The organism is Hoeflea marina, assembly GCF_003182275.1.
In the GTDB taxonomy this organism is placed as follows: domain Bacteria; phylum Pseudomonadota; class Alphaproteobacteria; order Rhizobiales; family Rhizobiaceae; genus Hoeflea; species Hoeflea marina.
This window is the reverse complement of record NZ_QGTR01000003.1, coordinates 669,317-692,548: the sequence shown is the minus strand read 5'-3', so window position 1 is coordinate 692,548 and position 23,232 is coordinate 669,317. Positions and strand designations below refer to the sequence as shown.

At 65.5% G+C, this 23,232-nt stretch carries 20 protein-coding genes; 14 read left to right on the top strand and 6 right to left on the bottom strand.

Annotated features, from left to right (window positions below; genetic code table 11):
* Positions 1-54: 54 nt before the first annotated feature.
* Positions 55-2,091, top strand: a complete 2,037-nt coding sequence (locus DFR52_RS14500; RefSeq protein WP_110032883.1) for a TRAP transporter permease — start codon at positions 55-57, stop codon at positions 2,089-2,091.
* 24 nt (positions 2,092-2,115) lie between these two features.
* Here DFR52_RS14500 and DFR52_RS14495 read toward each other — a convergent pair whose 3' ends face one another.
* From DFR52_RS14495 to DFR52_RS14475, 5 genes are all read right to left on the bottom strand, one after another.
* On the bottom strand, positions 2,116-3,027 hold the full coding sequence (locus DFR52_RS14495; protein ID WP_110032659.1) for a dimethyl sulfoxide reductase anchor subunit family protein: 912 nt from the start codon (positions 3,025-3,027) through the stop codon (positions 2,116-2,118).
* Positions 3,028-3,036: 9 nt separating this feature from the next.
* Positions 3,037-3,783, bottom strand: a complete 747-nt coding sequence (locus DFR52_RS14490; RefSeq protein WP_110032658.1) for a 4Fe-4S dicluster domain-containing protein — start codon at positions 3,781-3,783, stop codon at positions 3,037-3,039.
* Complete coding sequence (locus tag DFR52_RS14485; protein ID WP_245415343.1) at positions 3,780-6,620, bottom strand: molybdopterin oxidoreductase family protein; 2,841 nt, start codon at positions 6,618-6,620, stop codon at positions 3,780-3,782. Before DFR52_RS14485 ends, DFR52_RS14490 begins: the two co-directional genes overlap by 4 nt.
* 186 nt (positions 6,621-6,806) lie before the next feature.
* Complete coding sequence (locus DFR52_RS14480; RefSeq protein ID WP_110032657.1) at positions 6,807-7,148, bottom strand: ArsR/SmtB family transcription factor; 342 nt, start codon at positions 7,146-7,148, stop codon at positions 6,807-6,809.
* Between the two features lie 111 nt (positions 7,149-7,259).
* The gene (locus tag DFR52_RS14475; RefSeq protein WP_110032656.1) at positions 7,260-7,973 is read right to left on the bottom strand and encodes an HAD family hydrolase; all 714 of its coding nucleotides are present in this window, start codon (positions 7,971-7,973) and stop codon (positions 7,260-7,262) included.
* Between the two features lie 355 nt (positions 7,974-8,328).
* Here DFR52_RS14475 and DFR52_RS14470 point away from each other — a divergent pair, with 355 nt between their 5' ends.
* The 4 genes from DFR52_RS14470 to DFR52_RS14455 all read left to right on the top strand — a co-directional run bounded on the left by DFR52_RS14470 (position 8,329) and on the right by DFR52_RS14455 (position 12,296).
* A complete protein-coding gene (locus tag DFR52_RS14470; RefSeq protein ID WP_170132272.1) occupies positions 8,329-9,441 on the top strand; it encodes an ABC transporter substrate-binding protein in 1,113 nt (370 codons plus the stop codon).
* A gap of 94 nt (positions 9,442-9,535) precedes the next feature.
* Positions 9,536-10,429 (top strand): ABC transporter permease, encoded by an 894-nt coding sequence (locus DFR52_RS14465; RefSeq protein ID WP_110032654.1) that lies wholly within the window; start codon positions 9,536-9,538, stop codon positions 10,427-10,429.
* Positions 10,426-11,232 (top strand): ABC transporter permease, encoded by an 807-nt coding sequence (locus tag DFR52_RS14460; RefSeq protein ID WP_110032653.1) that lies wholly within the window; start codon positions 10,426-10,428, stop codon positions 11,230-11,232. Before DFR52_RS14465 ends, DFR52_RS14460 begins: the two co-directional genes overlap by 4 nt.
* Positions 11,229-12,296 (top strand): ABC transporter ATP-binding protein, encoded by a 1,068-nt coding sequence (locus DFR52_RS14455; protein WP_110032652.1) that lies wholly within the window; start codon positions 11,229-11,231, stop codon positions 12,294-12,296. The genes DFR52_RS14460 and DFR52_RS14455 overlap by 4 nt, the downstream gene beginning before the upstream one ends.
* Before the next feature lie 26 nt (positions 12,297-12,322).
* On the opposite strand, the gene DFR52_RS14450 is transcribed toward DFR52_RS14455, so the two are convergent.
* Positions 12,323-13,354 carry a LacI family DNA-binding transcriptional regulator gene (locus tag DFR52_RS14450; protein WP_110032651.1) on the bottom strand — a complete coding sequence of 344 codons (1,032 nt, stop codon included), beginning with the start codon at positions 13,352-13,354 and terminating at the stop codon, positions 12,323-12,325.
* Between the two features lie 227 nt (positions 13,355-13,581).
* Between DFR52_RS14450 and DFR52_RS14445 the strand changes: the two genes are divergently transcribed.
* From DFR52_RS14445 to DFR52_RS14405, 9 genes are all read left to right on the top strand, one after another.
* On the top strand, positions 13,582-14,814 hold the full coding sequence (locus DFR52_RS14445) for an ABC transporter substrate-binding protein (RefSeq protein WP_425351186.1): 1,233 nt from the start codon (positions 13,582-13,584) through the stop codon (positions 14,812-14,814).
* A 69-nt stretch (positions 14,815-14,883) separates the two neighbouring features.
* Positions 14,884-15,792, top strand: a complete 909-nt coding sequence (locus DFR52_RS14440) for a carbohydrate ABC transporter permease (protein ID WP_110032649.1) — start codon at positions 14,884-14,886, stop codon at positions 15,790-15,792.
* Positions 15,785-16,726 (top strand): carbohydrate ABC transporter permease, encoded by a 942-nt coding sequence (locus DFR52_RS14435; RefSeq protein WP_110032648.1) that lies wholly within the window; start codon positions 15,785-15,787, stop codon positions 16,724-16,726. The genes DFR52_RS14440 and DFR52_RS14435 overlap by 8 nt, the downstream gene beginning before the upstream one ends.
* 4 nt (positions 16,727-16,730) lie before the next feature.
* Positions 16,731-17,813 carry an ABC transporter ATP-binding protein gene (locus tag DFR52_RS14430; protein ID WP_110032647.1) on the top strand — a complete coding sequence of 361 codons (1,083 nt, stop codon included), beginning with the start codon at positions 16,731-16,733 and terminating at the stop codon, positions 17,811-17,813.
* A gap of 26 nt (positions 17,814-17,839) precedes the next feature.
* On the top strand, positions 17,840-18,592 hold the full coding sequence (locus DFR52_RS14425; RefSeq protein ID WP_110032646.1) for a sugar phosphate isomerase/epimerase family protein: 753 nt from the start codon (positions 17,840-17,842) through the stop codon (positions 18,590-18,592).
* A gap of 5 nt (positions 18,593-18,597) precedes the next feature.
* The gene (locus DFR52_RS14420) at positions 18,598-19,743 is read left to right on the top strand and encodes a Gfo/Idh/MocA family protein (RefSeq protein WP_110032645.1); all 1,146 of its coding nucleotides are present in this window, start codon (positions 18,598-18,600) and stop codon (positions 19,741-19,743) included.
* A 1-nt stretch (position 19,744) separates the two neighbouring features.
* Positions 19,745-20,788, top strand: coding sequence for an L-glyceraldehyde 3-phosphate reductase (gene mgrA / locus DFR52_RS14415; protein ID WP_110032644.1), 1,044 nt, complete (start codon positions 19,745-19,747; stop codon positions 20,786-20,788).
* Positions 20,785-22,395: a glycoside hydrolase family 43 protein gene (locus tag DFR52_RS14410; RefSeq protein WP_110032643.1), complete on the top strand. Its 1,611-nt coding sequence runs from the start codon at positions 20,785-20,787 to the stop codon at positions 22,393-22,395. The genes mgrA and DFR52_RS14410 overlap by 4 nt, the downstream gene beginning before the upstream one ends.
* Complete coding sequence (locus tag DFR52_RS14405; RefSeq protein WP_110032642.1) at positions 22,395-23,225, top strand: TolB family protein; 831 nt, start codon at positions 22,395-22,397, stop codon at positions 23,223-23,225. Before DFR52_RS14410 ends, DFR52_RS14405 begins: the two co-directional genes overlap by 1 nt.
* Positions 23,226-23,232: the final 7 nt, after the last annotated feature.

The following is a 23,232-nucleotide window of genomic DNA, read 5'->3' as shown; positions in this document are numbered from 1 at the left end:
GACCGAATGTGGCCGCCCGGGCAACCGGGCGGCTTCTCCAGCCAAGGTGACGCCATGACCGAGACCGCAGACCCGACCATCGACCTTGCCGAGCTGGAACGGAAGTACGATCCCGAAATGGCCTTTCGGCCAAGTGGCCGTACCGTCGGCGTGATCGTCACCACGGCGCTGGTCGCCATGTCGATCTACCATTATTACGCCGCCGGCTTCGGTCTGGTGCGGGAGCTGGTGCACCGGGGCATCCATCTCTCCTTCGTGCTGGCGCTGATCTTTCTCGTTTTCGGCGCCACGCGGCGCGAGAACGACACGCTGCATCCCTCGAGCGTCCTGCGGCCCGGCGGCGTCGGACTTTGGGACTGGGTCTTCGCCGTCATCGCTGTCGTTGCCGCGCTGTATCTGCCGCTGCTTCCCGCCGCCGCCCAGGCCATGCGGGTCGGCAACCCCTCGACGCTGGACGTGCTCATGGGCACGGCGATGATCCTGCTCACACTGGAGGCCGCCCGCCGTTCCATCGGCTGGACGCTGGTCGCCATCGCGCTCGCCTTCATCGCCTACGGCCTGTTCGGCCAGTACATGCCGGGCGTCTTCCGCCATCCCGGCGCCTCCTGGAGCGCGCTGGTCAACCACCTCTACATGACCGATCAGGGCATCTACGGCATCGCCATCGGGGCGGTGGCCAAATATGTCTTCCTGTTCGTGCTCTTCGGCGTGCTCGCCACCCGCATCGGGCTGGGCAAGCTGTTCATCGACGTCGCCTCCTCCGTGGCGGGCCGCTACGCCGGCGGACCTGCGAAGGTGGCGATCTTCTCCTCCGCCATGCTCGGCACCATTTCCGGCTCCTCCATCGCCAACACCGTGACCACCGGATCGCTGACCATTCCGGCGATGAAGAAGGTGGGCTACCCGCCGCATTTCGCCGCCGCCGTCGAGGCCACCGCCTCGACGGGTGGCCAGATCACGCCGCCGATCATGGGCGCAGCCGCCTTCATCATGGTCGAGTTCCTCGAGATCCCCTACCGCGAGATCGTCATCGCCGCCACCTTCCCGGCGCTGCTGCATTACATGGGCATTTTCACCATGGTGCATTTCGAGGCCAAGAAGCTCGGCCTGCGCGGCCTCCGCCCCGACGAAATGCCCGCCATCCTCACCGTGATGCGCGAGAACTGGCTCGCCGTCGTTCCGCTCGTCGTGCTGATGGCTCTCATTCTCACCGGCCGCACGCCCGACTACGCCGCGGTGTGGGGCATCACCGCCTGCATCGTCGTCGGCTTCATCACCCCGCACAACCGGCTCACCGTGCGGGACCTGATCGACGCGCTGTCGCTCGGCGCCAAATACGCGCTGGCCGTCGGCGCCGCCGCCGCAGTGGTCGGCATCGTCGTCGGCGTCGTCACGCTCACCGGCACCGCCTTCCGCCTGAGCTACATCATCACCCAGACCGCCGCCGGGATGGGCGCCAGCATCACCGCCATGCTGCCGGTCGGCCTGCTGTCGGTCAACGCGCTGGCACTGTTCTTCACCCTGGTGTTCACCGCCTTCGCCTGCATCCTGATGGGCGCCGGCATCCCCACAACGGCGACCTATATCATTCTGGTTTCCGTCGCCGCTCCCGCCCTGTCGCTGCTGGGCGTCGAGCCGCTGGTGTCGCATTTCTTCGTCTTCTACTATGGGGTGCTCGCCGACATCACCCCGCCGGTGGCGCTCGCCGCCTATGCAGCGGCGGGAATCGCCGGTTCCAATCCCTTCCGGACCGGCAACACCGCCTTCCGCCTCGGCATCGCCAAGGCGCTGGTGCCCTTCGTCTTCGTCTATTCGCCGTCGCTGCTGCTCGTTGCCCAGGGTTTTTCCTGGACCGCCTTCGCCGTCACGCTGACCGGCGCGGTGCTCGGCATCCTGCTCATTGCCGGCGCCTTCACCGGCTACATGCTGGCGCCGCTCAACCGCCTCGAGCGGATCTGGCTGGGTCTGGTGGCGTTTCTGTTCGTGGCACCGGGGCTCACCACGATGGGCCTCGGCCTTGTGCTGGTGCTGCCGGTGGTCTGGCGCCAGCTCAGCGCCTGGCGCGGGATCCAGCGGCAACCGGCGGCATGAGATGAGGAGTGCCGTGGAACCGCCTCAGCGGTTGCCGTAATAGAGCGACACCGAATGCTCGGCCTCGGCGAAGAACAGCCAGCGTTCGGCGAACAGGCCGGCAAACAGCGATAGCGCCGCGGCCAGCAGCACCCATTCCGGCGCGGCGGTAAGCCATACGGTGGCCGAAACCATGAGCGGAACGATGGCCCCGAACAGCACCGCCAGCCGCCTGAGGATGCCGGCATGCTTGCGGCCGATCTGGTGCACCATTTCGCGCGTCAGGTAGTTGGCGCCGGTGTGGGGCCGCTCCAGGAGGCGCACCTTGCCGATGAAGCCCAGCCCGGTCGCCGATTCCGGCGACGACGCCGAGCCGGCCAGGCGGGCATCCGCCGCCCGTCGCCACCACATCAGCTTGATGCCCCAGGCTAGCGCCAGCAGCACCGCGCCCCAGATGCCGGCGCCCGGCAGATCGCCGAAACCAGCAGCCAGCAGCCAGCCGCTGGCGAGCGAAAACGCCAGATACACGGCCGGCGTCCAGCGGCTGCGCCACTGCGGAACGGTCTTCAGCTGAGCGTAGATCATCGAGGTGGCAAACACCGTGTAGGCCGCGCCGGCCGCCACGATGAGCCCGAGCCACAGCAGGCGGTCGCCGGTCATCATCCAGATGAGCGCGTAGATCGCAAACAGTGAAAGCGTCGCCACGGCGGCCACGCCCTCGCGCGACAGCCAGGACGAGCGCCACTGGCTGAACGCCCGCCAGGCCCGCTCCGGATGGCCGAGATGGAAGGTTGAGGCGATGAGGCCGGCGACGGCGAGCCCGCCGCCGAGCAGGCAGAACAGGAAGACGGACAGGGCGCCGCCGCCGAAGGGGAAGCCGAGGCCCGTGAGCGCGATCAGTCCGAAGCCGGCGCCGGACGTGACGGTGAAGAAGATGACGGAAATCGCGGGATGCATGATGTGTCCTCAGCCGAGCCGCTCGAGCGCTGCATCGAGCCAGCCGAGAAAGCCGCCCGGCGCGCTGACGGTGGGTGTGGAATGGCTGGCGCAGCCCTGCGCGGCCGGATTGGTCTTCGGTCGCGGCGGCAGATACTTGTTGACCGGTCGCGTTGCCATTTCCGGCATCAGGTCATAGCCGCCGCGGGCCATGGTCAGGATTGACACATTGGATTCCGGGTCGTTGAAATCGCCGAAATGCCGCGCACTCGACGGGCAGGTGCGCACGCAGGCCGGAATCCGGTCGATCTCCGGGATCTCCTCGTTGTAGATCCGGTCGACGCACAGGGTGCATTTCTTCATCACCTTCGCGACCGGGTCCATTTCGCGGGCGCCATAGGGGCAGGCCCAGGCGCACAGTCCGCAGCCGATGCACATGTCCTCGTCGACCAGCACGATGCCGTCCTCGGAGCGTTTGTAGCTCGCCCCGGTCGGACACACGGTGACGCAGGGCGCGTCGTCGCAATGCAGGCAGGATTTCGGAAAATGCACGATCTGCGCCGGCGCCGCGACCGGTGTGACCTCGAAGGTGTGCACACGATTGAGCCAGGCGCCGGACGGCTCCTCGCCATAGGCGTCGATGTCGGCCAGCGGCGCGCCATAGCCGCCGGTGTTCCATTCCTTGCAGTTGACCACGCAGGCGTGGCAGCCGACGCAGGTGTCGAGATCGATCACCAGCCCGAGCCGCTTCTCGGTCGAAGTGGGAAGACAGGTCATTCGGTCCACTCCCTGCCATAGGTCACCGTTTCGGGGCCGGTGCCGACCGGGCTCTTCTGCGTTCCGGTATCGGGGCTGGCGCGGCCCAGGCTCTGGTCGGGATCGCGGCGGATGGCGACGCGGAGGTCGAACCAGGCGGCCTGGCCGGTGATGGGGTCGGAGTTCGACCAGCGCATGCCGTCGCCCTTCGGCGGCAGGAGTTCCCCGATCAGATGATTGAGCAGGAATCCCTTGCCGGCCTCCTGCGCCTTGGGGTCCAGCGCCCAGGCACCCTTGCGCTTGCCGATGGCGTTCCAGGTCCAGACGGTGGAGCCGTTAAGCGCGTCCATGCGCGCAACCGGCACCCGGATCTCGCCGTTGGGCGAGGAGACCAGCGCCCAGTCGCCGTCGGCCAGGCCGTGCGCGTCGCAGACCGTGCCCGGAACGAACAGCGGATTGGTGCCGTGGATCTGTCTCAGCCAGGCGTTCTGCGAGCCCCAGGAATGGTACATCGCCGCAGGCCGCTGGGTCAGCGCGTGCAGCGGATAATCCGCGGTCTGTTGCGCGTCGCCGAACGGCGCGTACCAGACCGGCAACGGGTCGAAGCAGGCGCGGATGCGGGCGCGGTGATGTTCGGGAGGCTGCGGCTCGGCCTTGCCTTCGGCGGCGAGCTGGAACTTGCGCAAGGGCTCGAGATAGAGCTGGAAGACATTCTCGACCGGTCCGTCCTGCAGCCCCTGGGCTATGGCCCAGTCGCTCCAGGCGCGGTTGGCATGCTTGAAGAACCGCGCCTCCGCGGGAATGTGCACCTCGGAGAAGCCGCCGTTCTCGATGTAGCGCGCGAGCTGGTCCGGATTGGGCTCGCCGCGGCCGGTCTTGGTTCCGTCGGCGCCGCGCCAGCCCGACAGCGGCCCGATGCCCGGCTTGCGCTGGTGGTTGACGATGTAGTCCGCATAGTCGCGATAAACCGGCTTGCCGTCCTTGTTGGTCATGGCCGGGAGTCCCAGCCGGTGGCCGAGATCGAGCAGCACGCTCTGGAAGCCGCGCACGTCGCGGTCCGGCTCCACCACAGGCCAGCGGATCGAGTCGCACATCGCCTCGGGTTCGCTGATGGGGCGGTCGAGCAGCGAGATGCTGTCATGGCGTTCGAGATAGGTGGTGTCGGGCAGGATCAGGTCGGCGTACGCCACCATCTCGGAGGAATAGGCATCCGAATAGATGATCTTCGGGATCACATACTCACCCTTGTCGTCCTTGTCGGTCAGCATGCGCATGACTTCGGACGTGTTCATCGAAGAATTCCAGGCCATGTTGGCCATGTACATGAACAGCACGTCGATGCCGTAGGGATCGCGCGCATGCGCGTTCGAGATCACCATGTGCATCAGGCCGTGCGCCGACAGCGGCGCGTCCCAGCTGAACGCCTTGTCGAGCCTTTGCGGCGTCAGCCCGTCGGCCTCCAGCAGCATGTCCTCCGGCCCGCGCGGATAGCCCAGATGCGGACCGTTGAGCGGCGTGCATTTCTGCGACCCGCCATGCGGCTTCGGCTGGCCGGCAACGGGGCGCGGATAGGGCGGCTTGAAGCGGAAGCCGCCGGGGCAGTCGATCGAACCGATCAGGATCTGCAAGAGGTGCAGCGCCCGGCAGGTCTGGAAGCCGTTGGCGTGCGCCGAGATGCCGCGCATGGCGTGGAACGTCACCGGCCGGCCGATCATCCTCTCGTGCCGCTCGCCCTTCATGTCGGTCCAGGGCTGGTCGATCACCACCTCCCGGTCGAAGGCGGCGGCGGCGATCTCGTCGGCGATGCGCGAGATCGTGGCCGCATCGATGCCGGTGCGCCCGGCAACGGCGGCCGGCGAATGGCGGGCGTCGGCGTATTTCCCGGCCATCAGCTCGAACACCGGAACCGCTGAGCGGCCGTCGGCCAGCCGGTGCCGGCCCTGCAATGCCGGCTTGACGCCGGGCATCGATGAGGGGACCACCATGCCCGACCCGCGCTCGGCGACCATCGGCACGCCCTCGGCGTCGCGCGCGAACAGGCCGTGATCGGCCGCCTCGGGATCATCGATCACCAGCCAGGGCGCGTTGGTGTAGCGGATGAGATAGTCGAGATCGACGCGGCCGGTGCGGATCAGCTCGTGCACCAGCGCCAGGATCAGCAGGCCGTCGGTGCCCGGGGTGATGCCGAGCCACTCGTCGGCGATGGCGTTGTAGCCGGTGCGGACCGGATTGACGCCGATCACCTTGACGCCGCGCGCCTTGAGCTTGCCCAGCCCCATCTTGATCGGGTTGGAATCATGGTCTTCGGCGACCCCGAAGATGATGTGCAGTTCGGTCCGGTCCCAGTCCGGGGCGCCGAACTCCCAGAAGGCGCCGCCCATGGTGTAGATGCCGGCAGCCGCCATGTTGACCGAGCAGAAGCCGCCATGGGCGGCGTAGTTGGGGGTGCCGAACTGCTGCGCCCACCAGCCGGTCATAGACTGGCTCTGGTCGCGGCCGGTGAAGAAGGCAAGCTTGCGCGGATCGCTTTGCCGCACATCGTCGAGCCAGCTGGCGGCGAGGCCCAGCGCCTCCTCCCACTCGATCTCCTTGAAGTCTCCCGATCCGCGTTCGCCCGTGCGCATCAGCGGCTTCTTCAGGCGGGCCGGGGAGTAGTGCTGCATGATTCCGGCCGAGCCCTTGGCGCAGAGCACGCCGCGGTTGATCGGGTGGTCGCGGTTTCCCTCGATGTAGCGCACCTTGCCGTCGAGCATATGCACATTGATGCCGCAGCGGCAGGCGCACATGTAGCAGGTGGTCTTGCGGATCTCGTCGGACACACGGGGCGAAAGATTGGGCATATGCCCCTTGCTGCTCATGCTGTGCCTCTCCCGTGGTCATGCCGTCATCCCGGGGAAACTTGTGCCATCTCCCGGGTGCGCTGCGTGTAGCCAGTTGGCCGGAAATGATTGGCCAAGCGAGTCACGCTGCACGGAATGGGGACGGTCGGGCCGCCAATGTCAACCCGTCGGGGCCGATACGGCGGCCGCCCGCGCGGGATGCGCTCAGCCGGTGGACAGGCGCGCGGGCGCTACCGCGCCACCCTCGCAGTAGAGCCCGTGCAGCACCTCGAGGACGGCGCGCGCCTCCTCGCCGCGGAGCGAATAGAAGATCGTCTGCGCATCCCGCCTGGTCTGCACCAGCCCCGCCTCGCGCAGCTTGCGCAGGTGATGCGACATGGCCGGCTGCGACAGACCCGCCTGACGGGCGAGATCGAGCACGCTCCGTTCGCCGTCAAGCAGGATGCACAGAATGTGGAGCCGCACGGGCTGCGACAGCATTTCCATCAGCCGCGCCGCCTCCGCCATCCGGGGCTGCATCTCCAGCATGTCCTCGGTCTCAAGCATCGTCCATTCGCTTTCCTGAACATAGATGAGGACTTATATATAAGCGCCGCCGCCGGTCACTTCAACTCCGGCACGGCGGGGTCGGAAAGCGCAGGCGTGAAGGTGCCGGGTTCAGGATTCCGACTGCGACAGCAGGCCGGGGAGATCAGATATGCCGCCAATGACATGGTCGGCGAGACCGGCGAGGCTCTCGCGGGTCCCGGTTCCGGTGAGCACTCCGATGACGAGCCCGGCGCCGGCCGCGCGCCCCATTTCGAGATCGTGGCGGTTGTCGCCGACAACCGCGATCATCTCGGCGGCACAGCCGGTATGCCGGCAGAAGGCGTTGACCATTCCCGCTCCGGGCTTGACCCCGTGGCCGCTGTCGTAGCCGGCGATGAAGTCGACAAGGGAATGGGCCCCCAGCGCCATGATGGTGCTCCGGATTGAGGCTTCGTTGTCGCTGCTGGCGATGCCGATCTTCAGCCCCGACCGACGCAGCCGGCCGAACAGGACAGGCAGATCCGTAAGGGCGACCGCATGACGGGCATTGTCCATGAACATGCGGTCGAAGGCGGGAACCAGGCTTTCCGCGGATACCTCGCTTCCGGCCGCGACCATGGCGGCGGCGATCTCCACCGTGTTGGCGGAGGCGAACAGGCTGTCCGGGGCGGTCACCCCGGTATCGGGGTCGAGGCCGCACCGGACGAGCAGATGCCGGGCCAGGGCGGGATCCTCGCCGGCGGCCAAATTGGCGGCCTGCCGGATCACCGGTTCCCAGGTGCGGTGAAAATCGATCAGGGTGCCGTCCTTGTCGAAGACGATGCCGGCCATGCGCGTGAACATTCTGCTCTCATTCCGTTTGTGAGGTTCGGAGCCGAGCTATTCATGCCGTGGCTGGCGCGTCAATGCGGGCGCTTCAACAATGTATGCCGGAGCGCCATTGCCGGCGGCAAGCGGGCGTTCGCGCACGTACGCGGTTTTGCGAGGTTCGGCGGCGGCCGCCGCCGGCGGGCAACTGTCACAATTGCTCGCCGGCGCTATTGCGCAGTTTGCTTAAATGGGATTGTCTTTCTTTCGGATGGCAGCCCGAATGGCCCGGACTTGTCATCGCCGCGTCATCTGGACCGACTACCGGAAGGCGCAGCGGCATTGAGGCCGGTACAACACCGCTGGATGCGGGCAAGAGGAGTGGTTCCAAATGACGAACTTCAGAAAAATGACAGTGGTGCTGGCGACATCCGCCGCATTCACCGTGAACTTTGCCGGCGCTGCATTCGCCGATTCCATGGATGATCTGGTTGCCGCGGCCAAGGCCGAAGGCTCCCTGACCACCATCGCACTGCCGCATGACTGGTGCGGTTACGGCGGCGTCATCGACGGATTCAAGGCGAAATACCCGGAAATCACAATCAACGAACTGAACCCGGATGCAGGCTCGGCGGACGAAATCGAAGCCATCCGCGCCAACAAGGACAACAAGGGCCCGCAGGCTCCGGACGTGATCGATGTCGGCCTGTCCTTTGGTCCTAGCGCCATGGCCGAAGGCCTGGTGCAGCCCTACAAGGTCGCCACCTGGGACGAAATCCCCGACAGCATCAAGGATGCCGACGGCCACTGGTACGGCGACTACTACGGCGTCATGTCGTTCCTGGTCAACAAGGACCTGGTCGCCAACACGCCGACCGACTGGTCCGACCTGCTGAAGCCGGAATATGCCGGACAGGTGGCGCTCGCCGGTGATCCGCGCGCCTCCAACCAGGCCATCCTCGGCGTGCTCTCCGCTGGCCTCGCCGCTGGCGGCGCCGCAGGCAAGGAAGCCGGCGAAAAGGGTCTCGGCTATTTTGGCGAGCTCAACAAGGCCGGCAACTTCGTTCCGGTCATCGGCAAGGCCGGCACGCTGGCCCAGGGAGCGACCCCGATCGTGGTAATGTGGGACTACAATGCGCTCGCCGCCAAGGACACTCTGGCCGGCAACCCGCCTGTGGAAGTGATCGTGCCTGCCTCCGGCGTGCTTGCCGGCGTCTATGTGCAGGCGATCTCCGCCTACGCTCCTCACCCGAACGCCGCCAAGCTCTGGATGGAGTATCTCTACTCCGACGAAGGCCAGCTGGCCTGGCTCAAGGGCTATTGCCACCCGGCTCGCTTCAACGCGATGGCCGCCGCAGGCAAGATCCCGCAGGACCTGCTCGACAAGCTGCCGCCGGCTGAAGGCTACGCCAAGGCCTATTTCCCGACGCTCGCCGAAGTCGATGCCAACAAGGAAGCCGTCGTCGGCGGCTGGGATGCCGTGGTCGGCGCCAACGTGCAATAACAGCAACGCATGACTGCTCCGCCCCGGCAACCGCGCCGGGGCGGGCTTTCGCGGTGCCGGACGGACGAAGCCGGCCGCGAAGACAAGGGGACCCATGACAACGCCAACTGACCTGACCGGCCCATTGCCCCCGGCTTCGCGCTGGCGTCTCCCATTGCACTGGCTGGGGATCCTGCCGTTCGCGCTCTTCGTGACTCTGTTTCTGTTCATGCCGACGATGAAGATCGTCGTGGGCGCCTTCCAGAGCCCGGACGGCAGCTTCACGCTGGCCAACATCAGAGGTCTCAACACGCCCTCGATCCTCGGCGCCTACTGGATCTCCATCAAGATCAGCGTCGCGTCCGCATCGCTCGGCTGCGTCATCGGATTTGCCGTGGCGGCTGCCGTTGTCCGCGGCGGCCTGCCGGGCTGGATCCGCAGTCCGCTGCTGACCTTCTCCGGCGTTGCCTCGAATTTCGCCGGCGTGCCGCTGGCCTTTGCCTTTCTGGCCACGCTCGGCCCGGTCGGACTGATCACCGTCTTCCTGAGGACCGAACTGGGCATCGACCTCCGGCTGCTGGGCTTCAATCTGCTCAGCTTCTGGGGCCTGACGATCACCTATCTGTTCTTCCAGATTCCACTGATGATCCTGATCATCACACCGGCGCTCGACGGCCTGAAGCGCGAATGGAAGGAGGCGGCCTCGGTGCTCGGCGCGACCTCGTTCCAGTACTGGCGCATGGTGGCCTTCCCGATTCTGTTCCCCTCGCTGCTCGGCACCTGGGCGCTGCTGTTTGCCAATTCCTTCGGCGCCGTGGCGACGGCGATCGCGCTGACCGGCTCGTCGCTGTCGATCGCGCCGATCCTGCTCTTTGCCCAGATCCGCGGCGATGTGCTCGGCGACCCGCATCTTGGCTATGCCCTGGCCTTCGGCATGATCTTCATCACCTCCATCGCCAATGCGATCTACATCTGGCTTCGCGCCCGCTCCGAACGGTGGCTGAAATGACGCGGCTCCTGCCCAAGCGCCTCTGGTCGTGGGCTGCGCTGCTGTTCGGCCTGGCCTATTTCATCCTGCCGCTGATCGGCATGACCGAATTCTCGCTCAAGATGCGGCGCGGGGTCTATTCCTTCGACGCCTACGTGAAGGTGCTGGAAGATCCGAAGTTCCAGGAGACCTTCAGCTTTTCGGTGTTCATGGCGTTGTTCACCATCGTCTTCGGCGTGCTGCTGGTGGTGCCGACGGCCTACTGGGTGCGTCTCAAGCTGCCCCGGCTCAGACCCTACATCGAATTTGTCACCCTGCTGCCACTGGTGATTCCGGCCATCGTCATCGTCTTTGGCTATATCCGGCTCTACAACACCTCGAGCTGGCTGCCGCTCACCGGCACGGCCGCGGGCACCAATCTGCTGCTGATGTTCGGCTATGCCACCCTGTCGCTGCCCTATATGTACCGGGCCGTCGACACCGGCCTGCGCACCATCGACATTGCCACATTGACCGAGGCGGCCCAGAGTCTGGGCGCCGGCTGGGGAACCATCCTGGGGCGGATCATCCTGCCCAACGTGCTGGTCGCCGTGCTGTCGGGCGCCTTCGTGACATTCGCCATCGTGCTGGGCGAATTCACCATGGCCGCGCTTCTCAACCGTCCCGCCTTCGGGCCCTACATGCAGCTCCTGGGTGCCAACCGTGCCTACGAACCGGCGGCGCTGGCGGTCATCGCCTTCGGCATCACCTGGGGCTGCATCGCCATCATCCAACTGGTCGCGCGGTTCGCCCCCAAACCAGCAACACCGGTGAAAGACCTATGACGGAAACTCCCTATCTGGAAATCGCCGGCATCTCGAAGTCCTTCGGATCCACCCAGGTCGTGCGCCAGGCCGACATCTCGGTCGCCCGCGGCGAGTTCGTGTCGTTCCTCGGACCGTCGGGCTGCGGCAAGACCACGATCCTGCGCATGGTGGGCGGATTCGAGACGCCGAGCCAGGGCGTCATCCGCATTGACGGAAGGGATGTCACCCATCTCAAGCCGAGCCAGCGCAACATCGGCATGGTATTCCAGTCCTACGCGCTGTTTCCCAATCTGACGGTTGCCGGCAATATCGGCTTCGGCCTCAAGGTCGCCGGCGCTTCCCGGGGCGAGATATCGTCCCGCGTCGAGGAGATGCTGGCGCTGATCAAGCTGCCGCAGCTGGCCGACCGCTACCCGTGGCAGCTGTCGGGCGGCCAGCAGCAGCGCGTGGCGCTTGCCCGCGCCATTGCCCCGCGTCCCTCGGTGCTACTGCTCGACGAGCCGCTCTCTGCACTCGATGCCAAGATCCGCGTGTCGCTGCGCGAGGAAATCCGCGCCATCCAGCGTGAGCTCGGCATCACCACGATTTTCGTCACCCACGACCAGGAGGAGGCGCTGTCGATGTCGGACCGCGTGATGGTCATGAATGCCGGCCGGATCGAGCAGATCGGAACGCCCTTCGAGGTCTACAACCGCCCCGCCACTGCCTTCGTCGCCTCCTTCGTGGGCACGCTGAGCCTGCTGGAAGCGGTTGTGTCCGACAGGGCGAGCGGCGAGGTGAGGGTCGAAGGCGTGCCGCTGGCGGGGCTGCGCATTCCCGAACGGCTGGCAAACGGCGACGCGGTGCGGCTGGCGCTCAGGCCCGAGTCGCTGCGCCTCGACGGGCGTGACGGCGATCAGCAGTTCGAGGCCAGGGTGACGGTCGTCGATTTCCTCGGATCGGTGATCCGGATCAGGCTCCAGCTCGGCGGCACCCGGATTTCGCTCGACAGCTTCAATGACCCCACCCGGCCGCCGCCCTCGGTCGACGAAACCATGCAGGTCCATTTCGATCCGCAGTCGGTGCTGGTGCTTGCCGACTGAGCACTGGCGCGGTTTCTGCGGCGGCATCAGCCGGAAGGCGCGGCCCCGGTGCTGTCACGCACGATCAGTTCGACGTCGAGCATGAGATGCTCCGTCGGCAGGCCGCCCTCCGGCGCCGCCAGCCGGTCGAGCAGCATGCGCGCGGCCGAGGTACCGAGGCCGGCCCTGGGCTGGCGCACCGTGGTCAGTGCCGGAATGTAGCGGCCGGCGATGTCGATGTCGTCGAATCCCACCACCGACACCGATCGGGGAACCGAAATCCCGCTGCGCGCCAGTTCGGAAATGAAGCCGAACGCCATCTGGTCGCTGGCGCAGAACACCGCCGTCGGCCGGTCCGGGAGATCGAGCCAGGCGTGTGCGGCCATCACGCCCGAATCCAGGGTGAAATCGCCGTCGAACATGAAGTCGTCACGCACCGGGATGCCGCCACCCAGCATCGCATCCCTGGCTCCCGTGCCGCGAGCCATGGTCAGCACATTGTCGGGCGGGCCGCTGAGAATGCCGATCTTGCTGTGGCCCAGCGCCTTGAGATGGGCGATCGCCAGCCGCGCGCCGCCCTCATTGTCGGCGCGAACCGAGGCGAAGCTGGGGTCGGCGGTCCATTCGCAGGCGAACACGATTGGCGGACTGGCATTGGAATCGCGCACCGACGCCAGGACGCTGTCGGGAAGCCAGCCGTCCAGCGCGATGATGCCGTCCGCGCGCGTGTTGTGCAGATATTCCGACATCAGGTCGGGCTTGGCGTGGGCCTGGCCTGTATCGACCACCAGCATGTTGAGATCGGCGCGCGACAGCATCACCTCGATGCCTGCGAGAATCTCCGAGAAGAACGGATTTCCGAGATTCGGCACCAGAACGACGATGGCGCCGGTGCGCTGGCGGCGAAGGTTGCGGGCGGCATGATTGACCCGGTAGCCGGTCTGCTCGGCGGCCGCGAGCACGGAAATCCGCGTTGTTTCCGCGACTGTCTCCGGTTTGGATAAGGCCCGGCTTACCGTCGCCGTGGACACGCCCGCGATCCGGGCCACGTCGATGATTCTGGGCGCACGCATTTCCATCAAACCAATTCCCGTGGCCTAGAACTTTTGGAGCATCGCTAATATTCAGATATCACTTGACTCTATTTCGCATCCTCGTCAACCTTGATGTAATCGATTGCAGGCGCAATTTCGACCATGCTTGGGATCGGTTGCACTGGTTTGAGGAAGCCGGTGCTGGGAGGCCGGGACAGCGCTGCGGGAAGGCAGCCGCGCCGGATCGAGGAACTTTCCTGGGAGGGATTATGATGAAATCTTTCAAGCTGTTTCTGGCAAGCGCGTCCGCACTTGCCTTCTCGTCCATGGCCGGCGCGACCGATCTTGAAGTCACCCATTGGTGGACGTCGGGCGGCGAGGCGGCAGCGGTCGCCGAATTCGCCAAGGCCTTTGAAGCCACCGGCAACAAATGGATCGACGGCGCCATCGCCGGCGGCGGCAGCACCGCACGCCCGGTCATGGTCAGCCGCATTACCGGCGGCTCGCCGATGGGCGCGACCCAGTTCAACACCGGCCGGCAGGCAGAGGAGCTGGTCGAGGCCGGCCTGATGCGCGACTTTACCGATCTTGCCGAGAAGGAGCATTGGAAGGATGTGATCCGTCCGGCCAGCCTGCTCGAAGGCTGCACGGTCGACGGCAAGGTGTATTGCGTGCCGGTCAACATCCATTCGTGGCAGTGGCTTTGGCTTTCCAACAAGGCCTTCGAGGATGCCGGCGTGCCGGTGCCGACCAACTGGGACGAATTCGTCGCCGCGGGTCCTGCACTTGAGAAAGCCGGCAAGATCCCGCTCGCCATCGGCGGCCAGTCCTGGCAGACAACCGGCACCTTCAACGTCCTCATTCCGGCCATCGCCGGCAAGGATGTCTTTCTCAAGGTCTATCAGGACCATGATGCGGAAGTGGCCGCAGGACCGGAAATCGCGAAGGTGTTCAAGGCCGCCGACGATGCGCGCCGGATGTCGGCAAAATCCAATGTGCAGGACTGGAACCAGGCGACCAATCTCGTCATCACCGGCCAGGCCGGCGGCCAGATCATGGGCGACTGGGCACAGGGCGAGTTTCAGGTCGCCGGCCAGGTGGCCGGTGAGGACTATACCTGTCTGCCCGGCCTCGGCGTCAACGAGCTGATTTCCACGGGGGGTGATTCCTTCTACTTCCCGAAGCTCGATGATCCGGACAAGACTGCAGCCCAGGAAGTGCTTGCCTCGACCATGCTCAGCCCGGCAACACAGGTCTCCTTCAACCTGAAGAAGGGGTCCGTGCCCGTGCGCGGCGATGTCGACGTGTCCGCCGCCAACGACTGCATGAAGAAGGGTCTCGAAATCCTCGCCAAGGGTGACATCATTCCCGACACCAACCAGCTCAACACCGAGGATACGAACAACCAGCTCAACGATCTGTTCGTCGAGTTCTTCAAGACCCCGGCCTTGACGCCCGAGGAAGCGCAGAAGCGCTACGCTGCCATCATCGCCTCCGCCGACTGATTGCAACGCCTGACGCGACAGGCCGATCCGGGGACGGACCGGCCTGTTCGCGCACACCCGGAGCCGATCATGAGCAGCAGCAGCGGTACCGCCACCCGCCGACCCAGCCAGATGTTCAGGAACCTGAACGCGAAGATCGCGTCGATTCCGATGATCCTGACCGCGCTTTGCGTCTTTCTCGGCGGCACGGTATGGACCATCGTCTACTCCTTCACCAACTCGAAGCTGCTGCCGAGGCTGAAGTTCGTGGGCCTCGATCAGTACGAGCGGCTGTGGTCGGCCCCCCGGTGGCTGACTTCGATCGAGAACCTTTTCGTCTACGGCATCCTCTCGCTGATCTTCTCGCTGGTGATCGGCTTCCTGCTGGCAGCAATGCTCGACCAGAAAATCCGCTTCGAGGGGGTCTTCCGCACCATCTTTCTCTATCCCTTTGCCCTGTCCTTCGTCGTCACGGGGCTGACCTGGCAGTGGATCCTCAATCCCGATTTCGGTGTCCAGCACCTGGTGCGCAGCGCGGGGTGGGAGAGCTTTACCTTCAACCCTCTCTACGACCAGCAGATCGTCATCTACGGCATTCTGATCGCGGCGCTCTGGCAAGGGACGGGGCTGATCATGTGCCTGATGCTGGCGGGTCTGCGCGGCATCGACGAGGACATCTGGAAGGCGGCGCGCGTCGACGGCATCCCGATGTGGAAGACCTATCTCTTCATCGTCATCCCGATGATGCGCCCGGTCTTCATCACGACACTCGTCATCATCGCCTCCGGCATCGTCCGCCTCTACGACCTCGTGGTGGCCCAGACCAGCGGCGGTCCGGGCGGGGCCTCAGAGGTCCCGGCGAAATATGTCTACGACTACATGTTCCTGGCCCAGAACCTCGGCCAGGGGTTCGCCGCCTCGACCATGATGCTTCTCTCGGTGGCGATCATCGTCGTGCCCTGGGCCTATCTGGAATTCGGAGGGCGCAAGCGTGGCTGATGTCCAGACCCTCAACACTGTCGCCGTCGGCATCGATCCCGTCGCAGACCGGCTGTCCGGCCCGCAGGGCGCCAGGCCGAAGCGAGTGCTGTCGCGGCGCAACATCTTTCTCTACGGCACGCTCATCTTCGTCGCCGCCTACTACCTGGTGCCGCTCTATGTGATGATCGTCACCTCGCTCAAGGGCATGCCGGAAATCCGGCTCGGCAACATCTTCTCGCCACCCGTGGAGATCACCTTCGAGCCCTGGGTGAAGGCCTGGGCGACCGCCTGCACCGGTCTCAACTGCGACGGCCTGTCGCGCGGCTTCTGGAACTCGGTCAGGATCACGGTGCCGTCGGTCATCTTCTCCATCGCGGTGGCCTCGGTGAACGGCTACGCGCTTGCCAACTGGCGCTTCAAGGGCGCCAACACATTCTTCACCATCCTGATCGTCGGCGCCTTCATCCCCTATCAGGTGATGATCTACCCGATCGTCATCCTGCTGCGCGAGATAGGCCTCTACGGCACGCTCTGGGGGCTGGTGATCGTGCATTCGATCTTCGGCATGCCGATCCTCACGCTGCTCTTCCGCAATTACTTCACCTCGGTGCCGGAGGAGCTGTTCAAGGCGGCGCGCGTCGACGGCGCCGGCTTCTGGGCGATCTACTTCAAGATCATGCTGCCGATGGCGCTGCCGATCTTCGTCGTCGCCATCATCCTCCAGATCACCGGCATCTGGAACGACTTCCTGTTCGGCGTCATCTACACCAAGCCCGACACCTATCCGATGACGGTCCAGCTCAACAACATCGTCAATTCCGTGCAGGGCGTGAAAGAATACAACGTCAACATGGCCGCCACCATCCTCACCGGACTGGTGCCCCTGCTGGTCTATTTCGTGTCCGGAAAACTGTTTGTGCGCGGCATCGCGGCCGGTGCGGTGAAGGGATAACAGCATGACAAGCGTATCGATCCGCGACCTGAGCCTGAAATTCGGCGCCCTTGAGGTGCTCAAGTCGCTCAGCATCGACATCGAGGACGGCGAGTTCCTGGTCCTGCTCGGGCCGTCCGGCTGCGGCAAGTCCACATTGCTCAACTGCATTGCCGGCCTGCTCGACATCTCCGGGGGCCAGATCTTCATCAAGGGCCGCAATGTCACCTGGGAGGAGCCCAAGGACAGGGGCATCGGAATGGTGTTCCAGTCCTATGCGCTGTATCCGCAGATGACGGTGAAGGGCAATTTGTCGTTCGGCCTCAAGACGGCCCGGGTGCCCAGGGACGAGATCGCGCGCAAGGTCGCCCGCACCGCCGAGGTGCTGCAGATCGAGCCGCTGCTGGACCGCAAGCCGTCGCAGCTTTCGGGCGGCCAGCGTCAGCGCGTCGCCATCGGCCGGGCGCTGGTGCGCGATGTCGACGTGTTCCTGTTCGATGAGCCGCTGTCGAATCTGGATGCCAAGCTGCGCGCCGAACTCCGCGTCGAGATCAAGCGCCTGCACCAGAAGCTCAGGAACACCATGATCTACGTGACCCACGACCAGATCGAGGCCCTGACGCTTGCCGACCGCATCGCGGTCATGCGCTCGGGCGCCATCCAGCAGCTCGACACTCCGCACGAGATCTACAACCGTCCGGTCAATCTGTATGTCGCCGGCTTCATGGGGTCGCCCGGCATGAACTTCATCAGCGGGGAAATCGACGGCGGCGACAGCCCCGCATTCCGCTTTGCCGGCCAGTCGATCGACCTGTCGACCTATCCGGCGTCGGCGCCGATCAAGTCCGGACCGGGCATCTTCGGCATCCGGCCCGAGCACATCGTGTCCGGCGATGCCGCCTCCGTCGAGCCCTATCAGGCGACGGTCGAAATCGACGTGGTCGAGCCCATGGGCGCCGACACGCTGGTCTGGGCGATGCTCGATGGCTCCGAGTTCCGCTTCCGCGTCGACGGCCAGACCGGAATGCGGGTCGGCGATCATGTGCGCATCGGCTTCGATCCGGCCCGCGCCTCGGTTTTTGACACAGCCACGGAACTTCGTCTCTGATCTCCCAATCACAGAAAGACCAAGCAATGACCTATTCGTTCCAGCTCTACAGCGCCCGCAATTTCCAGCCCTGGTCCGACGTGCTCGCCATGCTCTCGGAGGCCGGCTATGGCCAGGTCGAGGGATTTGGCGGCGTCTATGAGGACCCGGCAGGCTTCCGCGCCCTGATGGATGGCAATGGCCTGACCATGCCCTCCGGGCACTTCGCCATCGACGCGCTGGAAGGCGACCTCGACGGCGTCCTGGCCAAGGCGTCCACGCTCGGCATCAGGACCATCTACTGCCCGCATCTGGCCGAGGAGCTGCGTCCGACCGACCGTGCCGGCTGGGAGGCCTTTGCCGCCCGGCTGGAAGCCGTCGGCGCCGGGGTGCGCGCCGCCGGCTACGGCTTCGGCTGGCACAACCATGCCTTCGAGTTCGTGGCACTCGCCGATGGCACGGTGCCGATGCAGGTCATCCTCGATTCGGCGCCCACCATCGAATGGGAAGCCGATATCGCCTGGATCATTCGCGGAGGCGGGGATCCGAGCGACTGGATCCGGCGCCATGGTGCCCGCATCACCGCGGTCCATGTCAAGGACATCGCGCCGGAAGGGGAGTGTGCTGACGAGGACGGCTGGGCCGATGTCGGTCACGGCACCGTTGCCTGGACCGATCTGCTGGCGCAATTGCGCGGCTCCGGCGCCGAGCGCCTCTACGTCATGGAACACGACAAGCCATCGGATGCTACCCGTTTTGCCGAGCGGTCGATCGCCTGGCTCAAGGGCAAGGGAGAATAGAAATCATGGCGCGCACACTGGGTGTCGGAATCATCGGTTGCGGCAATATTTCTGCCGCCTATCTCGGCCTTGCGCCGTTGTTCAAGGGGATCGAGGTGCGTGCCTGCGCCGACATCAATTCCGCCGCGGCGCAGGCCCGCGCGAAGGAATTCGGCGTCCGCGCCGAGACCGTGGAAGGCCTGCTGGCCGCTGACGACATCGAGCTCATCGTCAATTTGACGATCCCTGTCGTGCACTACGAAGTCTCGCGCGCGGTGCTCGATGCCGGCAAGCATGTCTATTCCGAAAAGCCTTTCGTTCTTTCCGTTGCCGAAGGCAGAGATCTTGCCAAGCGTGCGGCGAAAAAGGGCGTCCGTGTAGGTTCGGCACCGGACACCTTCATGGGTGGAGCGCACCAGCTTGCCCGCCATCTCGTCGATGACGGGGCTGTCGGCCGGATTACGGGCGGCACCTGCCATGTCATGAGCCGTGGCATGGAGCACTGGCACCCCAATCCGGATTTCTTCTTTCAGCGTGGCGGCGGGCCGATCCTCGACCTCGGACCCTACTATATCTCCAATCTGGTGCAGTTGATCGGCCCGGTTGTCCGCGTTGGGTCAATGACCTCGATCCCCACCCCGCAGCGCACCATTACCTCCAAGCCGCGCACCGGCGAGACGATCACCGTCGAAACTCCGACAACCATTCATGCGCTGCTGGAATTCGCCAATGGTGCGGTCATCACCTTTGGCGCCAGCTGGGATGTCCTCAACCATGGCCATGCACCGATGGAGCTCTATGGCAGCAGCGGGACACTGGCGGTTCCGGATCCGAATTTTTTCGGGGGTGATGTCACGCTGCTCGACGGCAATGGCAGGAAGAAGAAACTGCCTGCCTGGAAGCATGTCCTCTCGGTTCCAAACCAGAAGCATCCGAACGGCATGATGGCCAATTACCGCACCGCCGGCATGGCGGAGATGGCGCAGGCCATTCTCGAGGACCGTCCGCATCGCTGTTCTCTGGAGTTCGCTTTGCATGTGGTCGATGTTATGACGGCTGTCCTCAAGTCGGGCGAGACCGGCAGGTTCATCACGCTCACCACCAGCTGTGAGCGACCCGCAGCCTTCGGCGTCAAGGAAGCCGCCCGGATCCTGCGCAAGAAAGGCAAATAGCATGTGGACTCCCGCGCCCGATCGCTACGAACGGATGATCTACCGCAGGACCGGACGGTCGGGGCTGAAGCTGCCGGCGATTTCGCTCGGCCTCTGGCACAATTTCGGCGGCGACACGCAGCACGAATCCAAGCGTGCCATCTGCCGCAGGGCCTTTGACCTCGGCATCACCCATTTCGACCTGGCCAACAATTACGGTCCGCCCCCGGGATCGGCCGAAACCGCCTTCGGCGAGATCCTGCGAACCGATTTCCACGGCCTGCGCGACGAACTGATCGTCTCGTCGAAAGCCGGCTATGGAATGTGGCCGGGCCCCTATGGCGAATGGGGAAGCCGCAAATACATGATCGCCAGCTGCGACCAGAGCCTGAAGCGCATGGGGCTCGACTATGTCGATGTCTTCTACTCCCATCGCTTCGATCCCGACACGCCGCTGGAAGAGACCATGCAGGCGCTCGACACCATCGTGCGCTCGGGCCGGGCGCTCTATGCCGGGATCTCGTCGTACAATTCCCAGCGCACCCGCGAGGCCGCAGCCATCCTGAAGGATCTGGGCACGCCCTGCCTGATTCACCAGCCGAGCTATTCGATGATCAACCGCTGGGTCGAGGAGGACGGCTTGCTCGACACGCTCGATGACCTCGGCATCGGTTCGATCGTCTTTTCGCCGCTGTCCCAGGGCATGCTCACCGGCAAGTATCTCAACGACATTCCGGAGGATTCGCGCGCCGTGCGGGGCAAGTCGCTCAGGCCCGAATTCCTCACCGAGCGCAACATCGGCAACATCCGCGCGCTCAACGCCATCGCGGAGCGCCGCGGCCAGACCCTTGCGCAGATGGCGCTGGCCTGGGTTCTGCGCGGTGGACGCGTGACGTCGGCGCTGATCGGCGCCAGCCGGCCCGAGCAGGTGGAGGATTGCGTCGGTGCCCTCCGCAATCTCGATTTCAGCCAGGCCGAACTGGCGGAAATCGACGTCCATGCAAGCGACGCCGACATCAATCTCTGGGCCGCCTCGGCGGAGCGCAAGGGGCCTTCGCGCAAATGATCCGCAATCCCATCCTGCCGGGATTCAATCCCGACCCTTCCATCTGCCGGGTGGGCGCGGATTATTTCATCGCCACCTCAACCTTCGAGTGGTATCCCGGCGTGCAGATCCATCGGTCCTCGGATCTGGTCGACTGGCAGCTGGCATCGCGCCCGCTCGACCGCGCCGGCCAGCTCGACATGCGCGGCAATCCCGATTCCTGCGGCATCTGGGCGCCCTGCCTGTCGTTTGCCGACGGCCGGTTCTGGCTGGTCTACACCGACGTCAAGCGGCTGGACGGCAACTTCAAGGACACCCACAATTACATCGTCACCGCGCCCGCCATCGACGGTCCCTGGTCGGATCCCGTGCGGGTCAACTCGTCGGGCTTCGATCCATCGCTGTTTCATGACGACGACGGCCGCAAGTGGTTCCTCAACATGGTTTGGAATCACCGCACCGATTCCATCGGCGGCAGTCCAAGGCATCCCGCCTTCGCCGGCATCCTGTGCCAGCAGTTCGACCCCGAAGCCGGCAAGCTGGTCGGCCCGCGCTCCAACATCTTCGCCGGCTCCAGCCACGGCCTGGTCGAGGGTCCGCATCTGTTCAAGCGCGACGGCTGGTACTACCTCACCACCGCCGAGGGCGGCACCGGATACGGTCATGCCGTCACCATGGCCCGCTCGCGCCACCTGCAGGGGCCCTACGAGCTGCACCCGGACACCTTCCTGATCACCTCGAAGGATGCCCCCGACGCCCCGCTGCAGCGTGCCGGCCACGGCCAGATCGTCGAGACGCCGGACGGCGAGACCTACCACACCCACCTCTGCTCCCGACCCTTGCCCGGACTGCGCCGCTCGCCGATGGGGCGCGAGACGGCGATCCAGAAATGCGTCTGGCGTGAGGACGGCTGGCTCTATCTGGCCCAGGGCGGCCCGGTGCCCGAAGTGGAGGTCGAGGCACCGGATCCGGCGATCGTGCGCCGGCCGGACGGCCCGGTGCGCGCGCGCTTCGACGGTCCCGCCCTGCCGGTCGACTTCCAGTGGCTGCGCACGCCCGAGCCGGAGCGGATCTTCAGCCTCACCGGCCGGGCGCTCCGGCTGCATGCGCGCGAATCCATCGGCAGCTGGTTCGAGCAGGCGCTGGTCGCCCGGCGCCAGGAGCACTTCGCGTTCAGGGCCGAGACCGAGATCGCCTTTGATCCGGTGCATTACCAGCAGGCGGCCGGCCTGGTGCACTACTACAACCGCCACAAGTTTCATTTCCTTGCAGTCACATGGCACGAGACGATGGGCCGGGCGCTGACCATCCTGAGCTGCCCTGGCGACTGGCCGGACGGCCGGTTGAGCTTCCCGCTCGAACCGCCGATCGCCCTGCCCGCCGAGGGTATGGTCGGCCTCGCCGCCGAAGTGGACGGCGCCGACCTGCGCTTCCTCTACCGGATCGGGGACACCGGCTGGCGGCAGGCGGGATCCGTGCTGGACGCCAGCGTGATCTCGGACGAGGGGGGCCGCGGCGAGCATGCCTCGTTCACCGGCGCCTTCATCGGCATGGCGGCGTTCGACACGTCGGGCGATGCGATACCGGCCGACTTTCCGTTCTTTACCTATGCCCCGATGCCGGGCTGATGCTGAGCACGCTGTCGATCTACGAGCTTGCCGGGGGAGCGGTCACGGAGGTGCTCGCCACCGACCGGCTGATCGAGGCGCCCAACTGGACGCCCGACGGGCGGGCGCTGATCGTCAATGGCGACGGACGCCTGTTCCGCGTCCCGCTCGACGCGCCCGTGCTGGTGCGGATTGACACCGGCCATGCCGTCGCCTGCAACAACGACCATGGCGTCTCGCCGGACGGCGGCCGTCTGGCGATCAGCGATTCCACCGATACCGGGCAGTCCTGCATCTGGGTGCTGCCGGTCACGGGCGGGTCCCCGCATCGCGTCACCGGGAAGGTTCCGTCCTGGTGGCACGGCTGGTCGCCAGACGGCGAGGCACTGGCCTATGTCGGCCGCCGCGATGGCGAATTCGGCCTCTACACCACCGGCTCCGGCGGCGGCGAGGAACGGCTGCTGATCTCAGGCGGCGACCATTATGACGGCCCCGACTATTCCCCGGACGGCGAATGGATCTGGTTCAACTCCGATCGCGGCGGCTCGATGGATCTGTGGCGGATCCGCGTCGCCGGCGGCGATCCGGAACGGATGACCGATGACGACCGGGTCAACTGGTTTCCGCACCCCTCCCCGGATGGCAGGAGCGTGCTCTATCTCAGCTACGGGCCGGGAACACAGGGCCATCCGCGCGACCGGGATGTCGAGCTCCGGCTGCTTGATCAGGCCGATGGCGCCGTCGTCACGCTGCTGGCGCTGATCGGCGGCCAGGGAACGATCAACGTGCCGTGCTGGTCGCCGGATGGAGGCCGGTTTGCCTTCGTTCGCTATGGGCCGGGAAGGCCGTAAGCAGGCC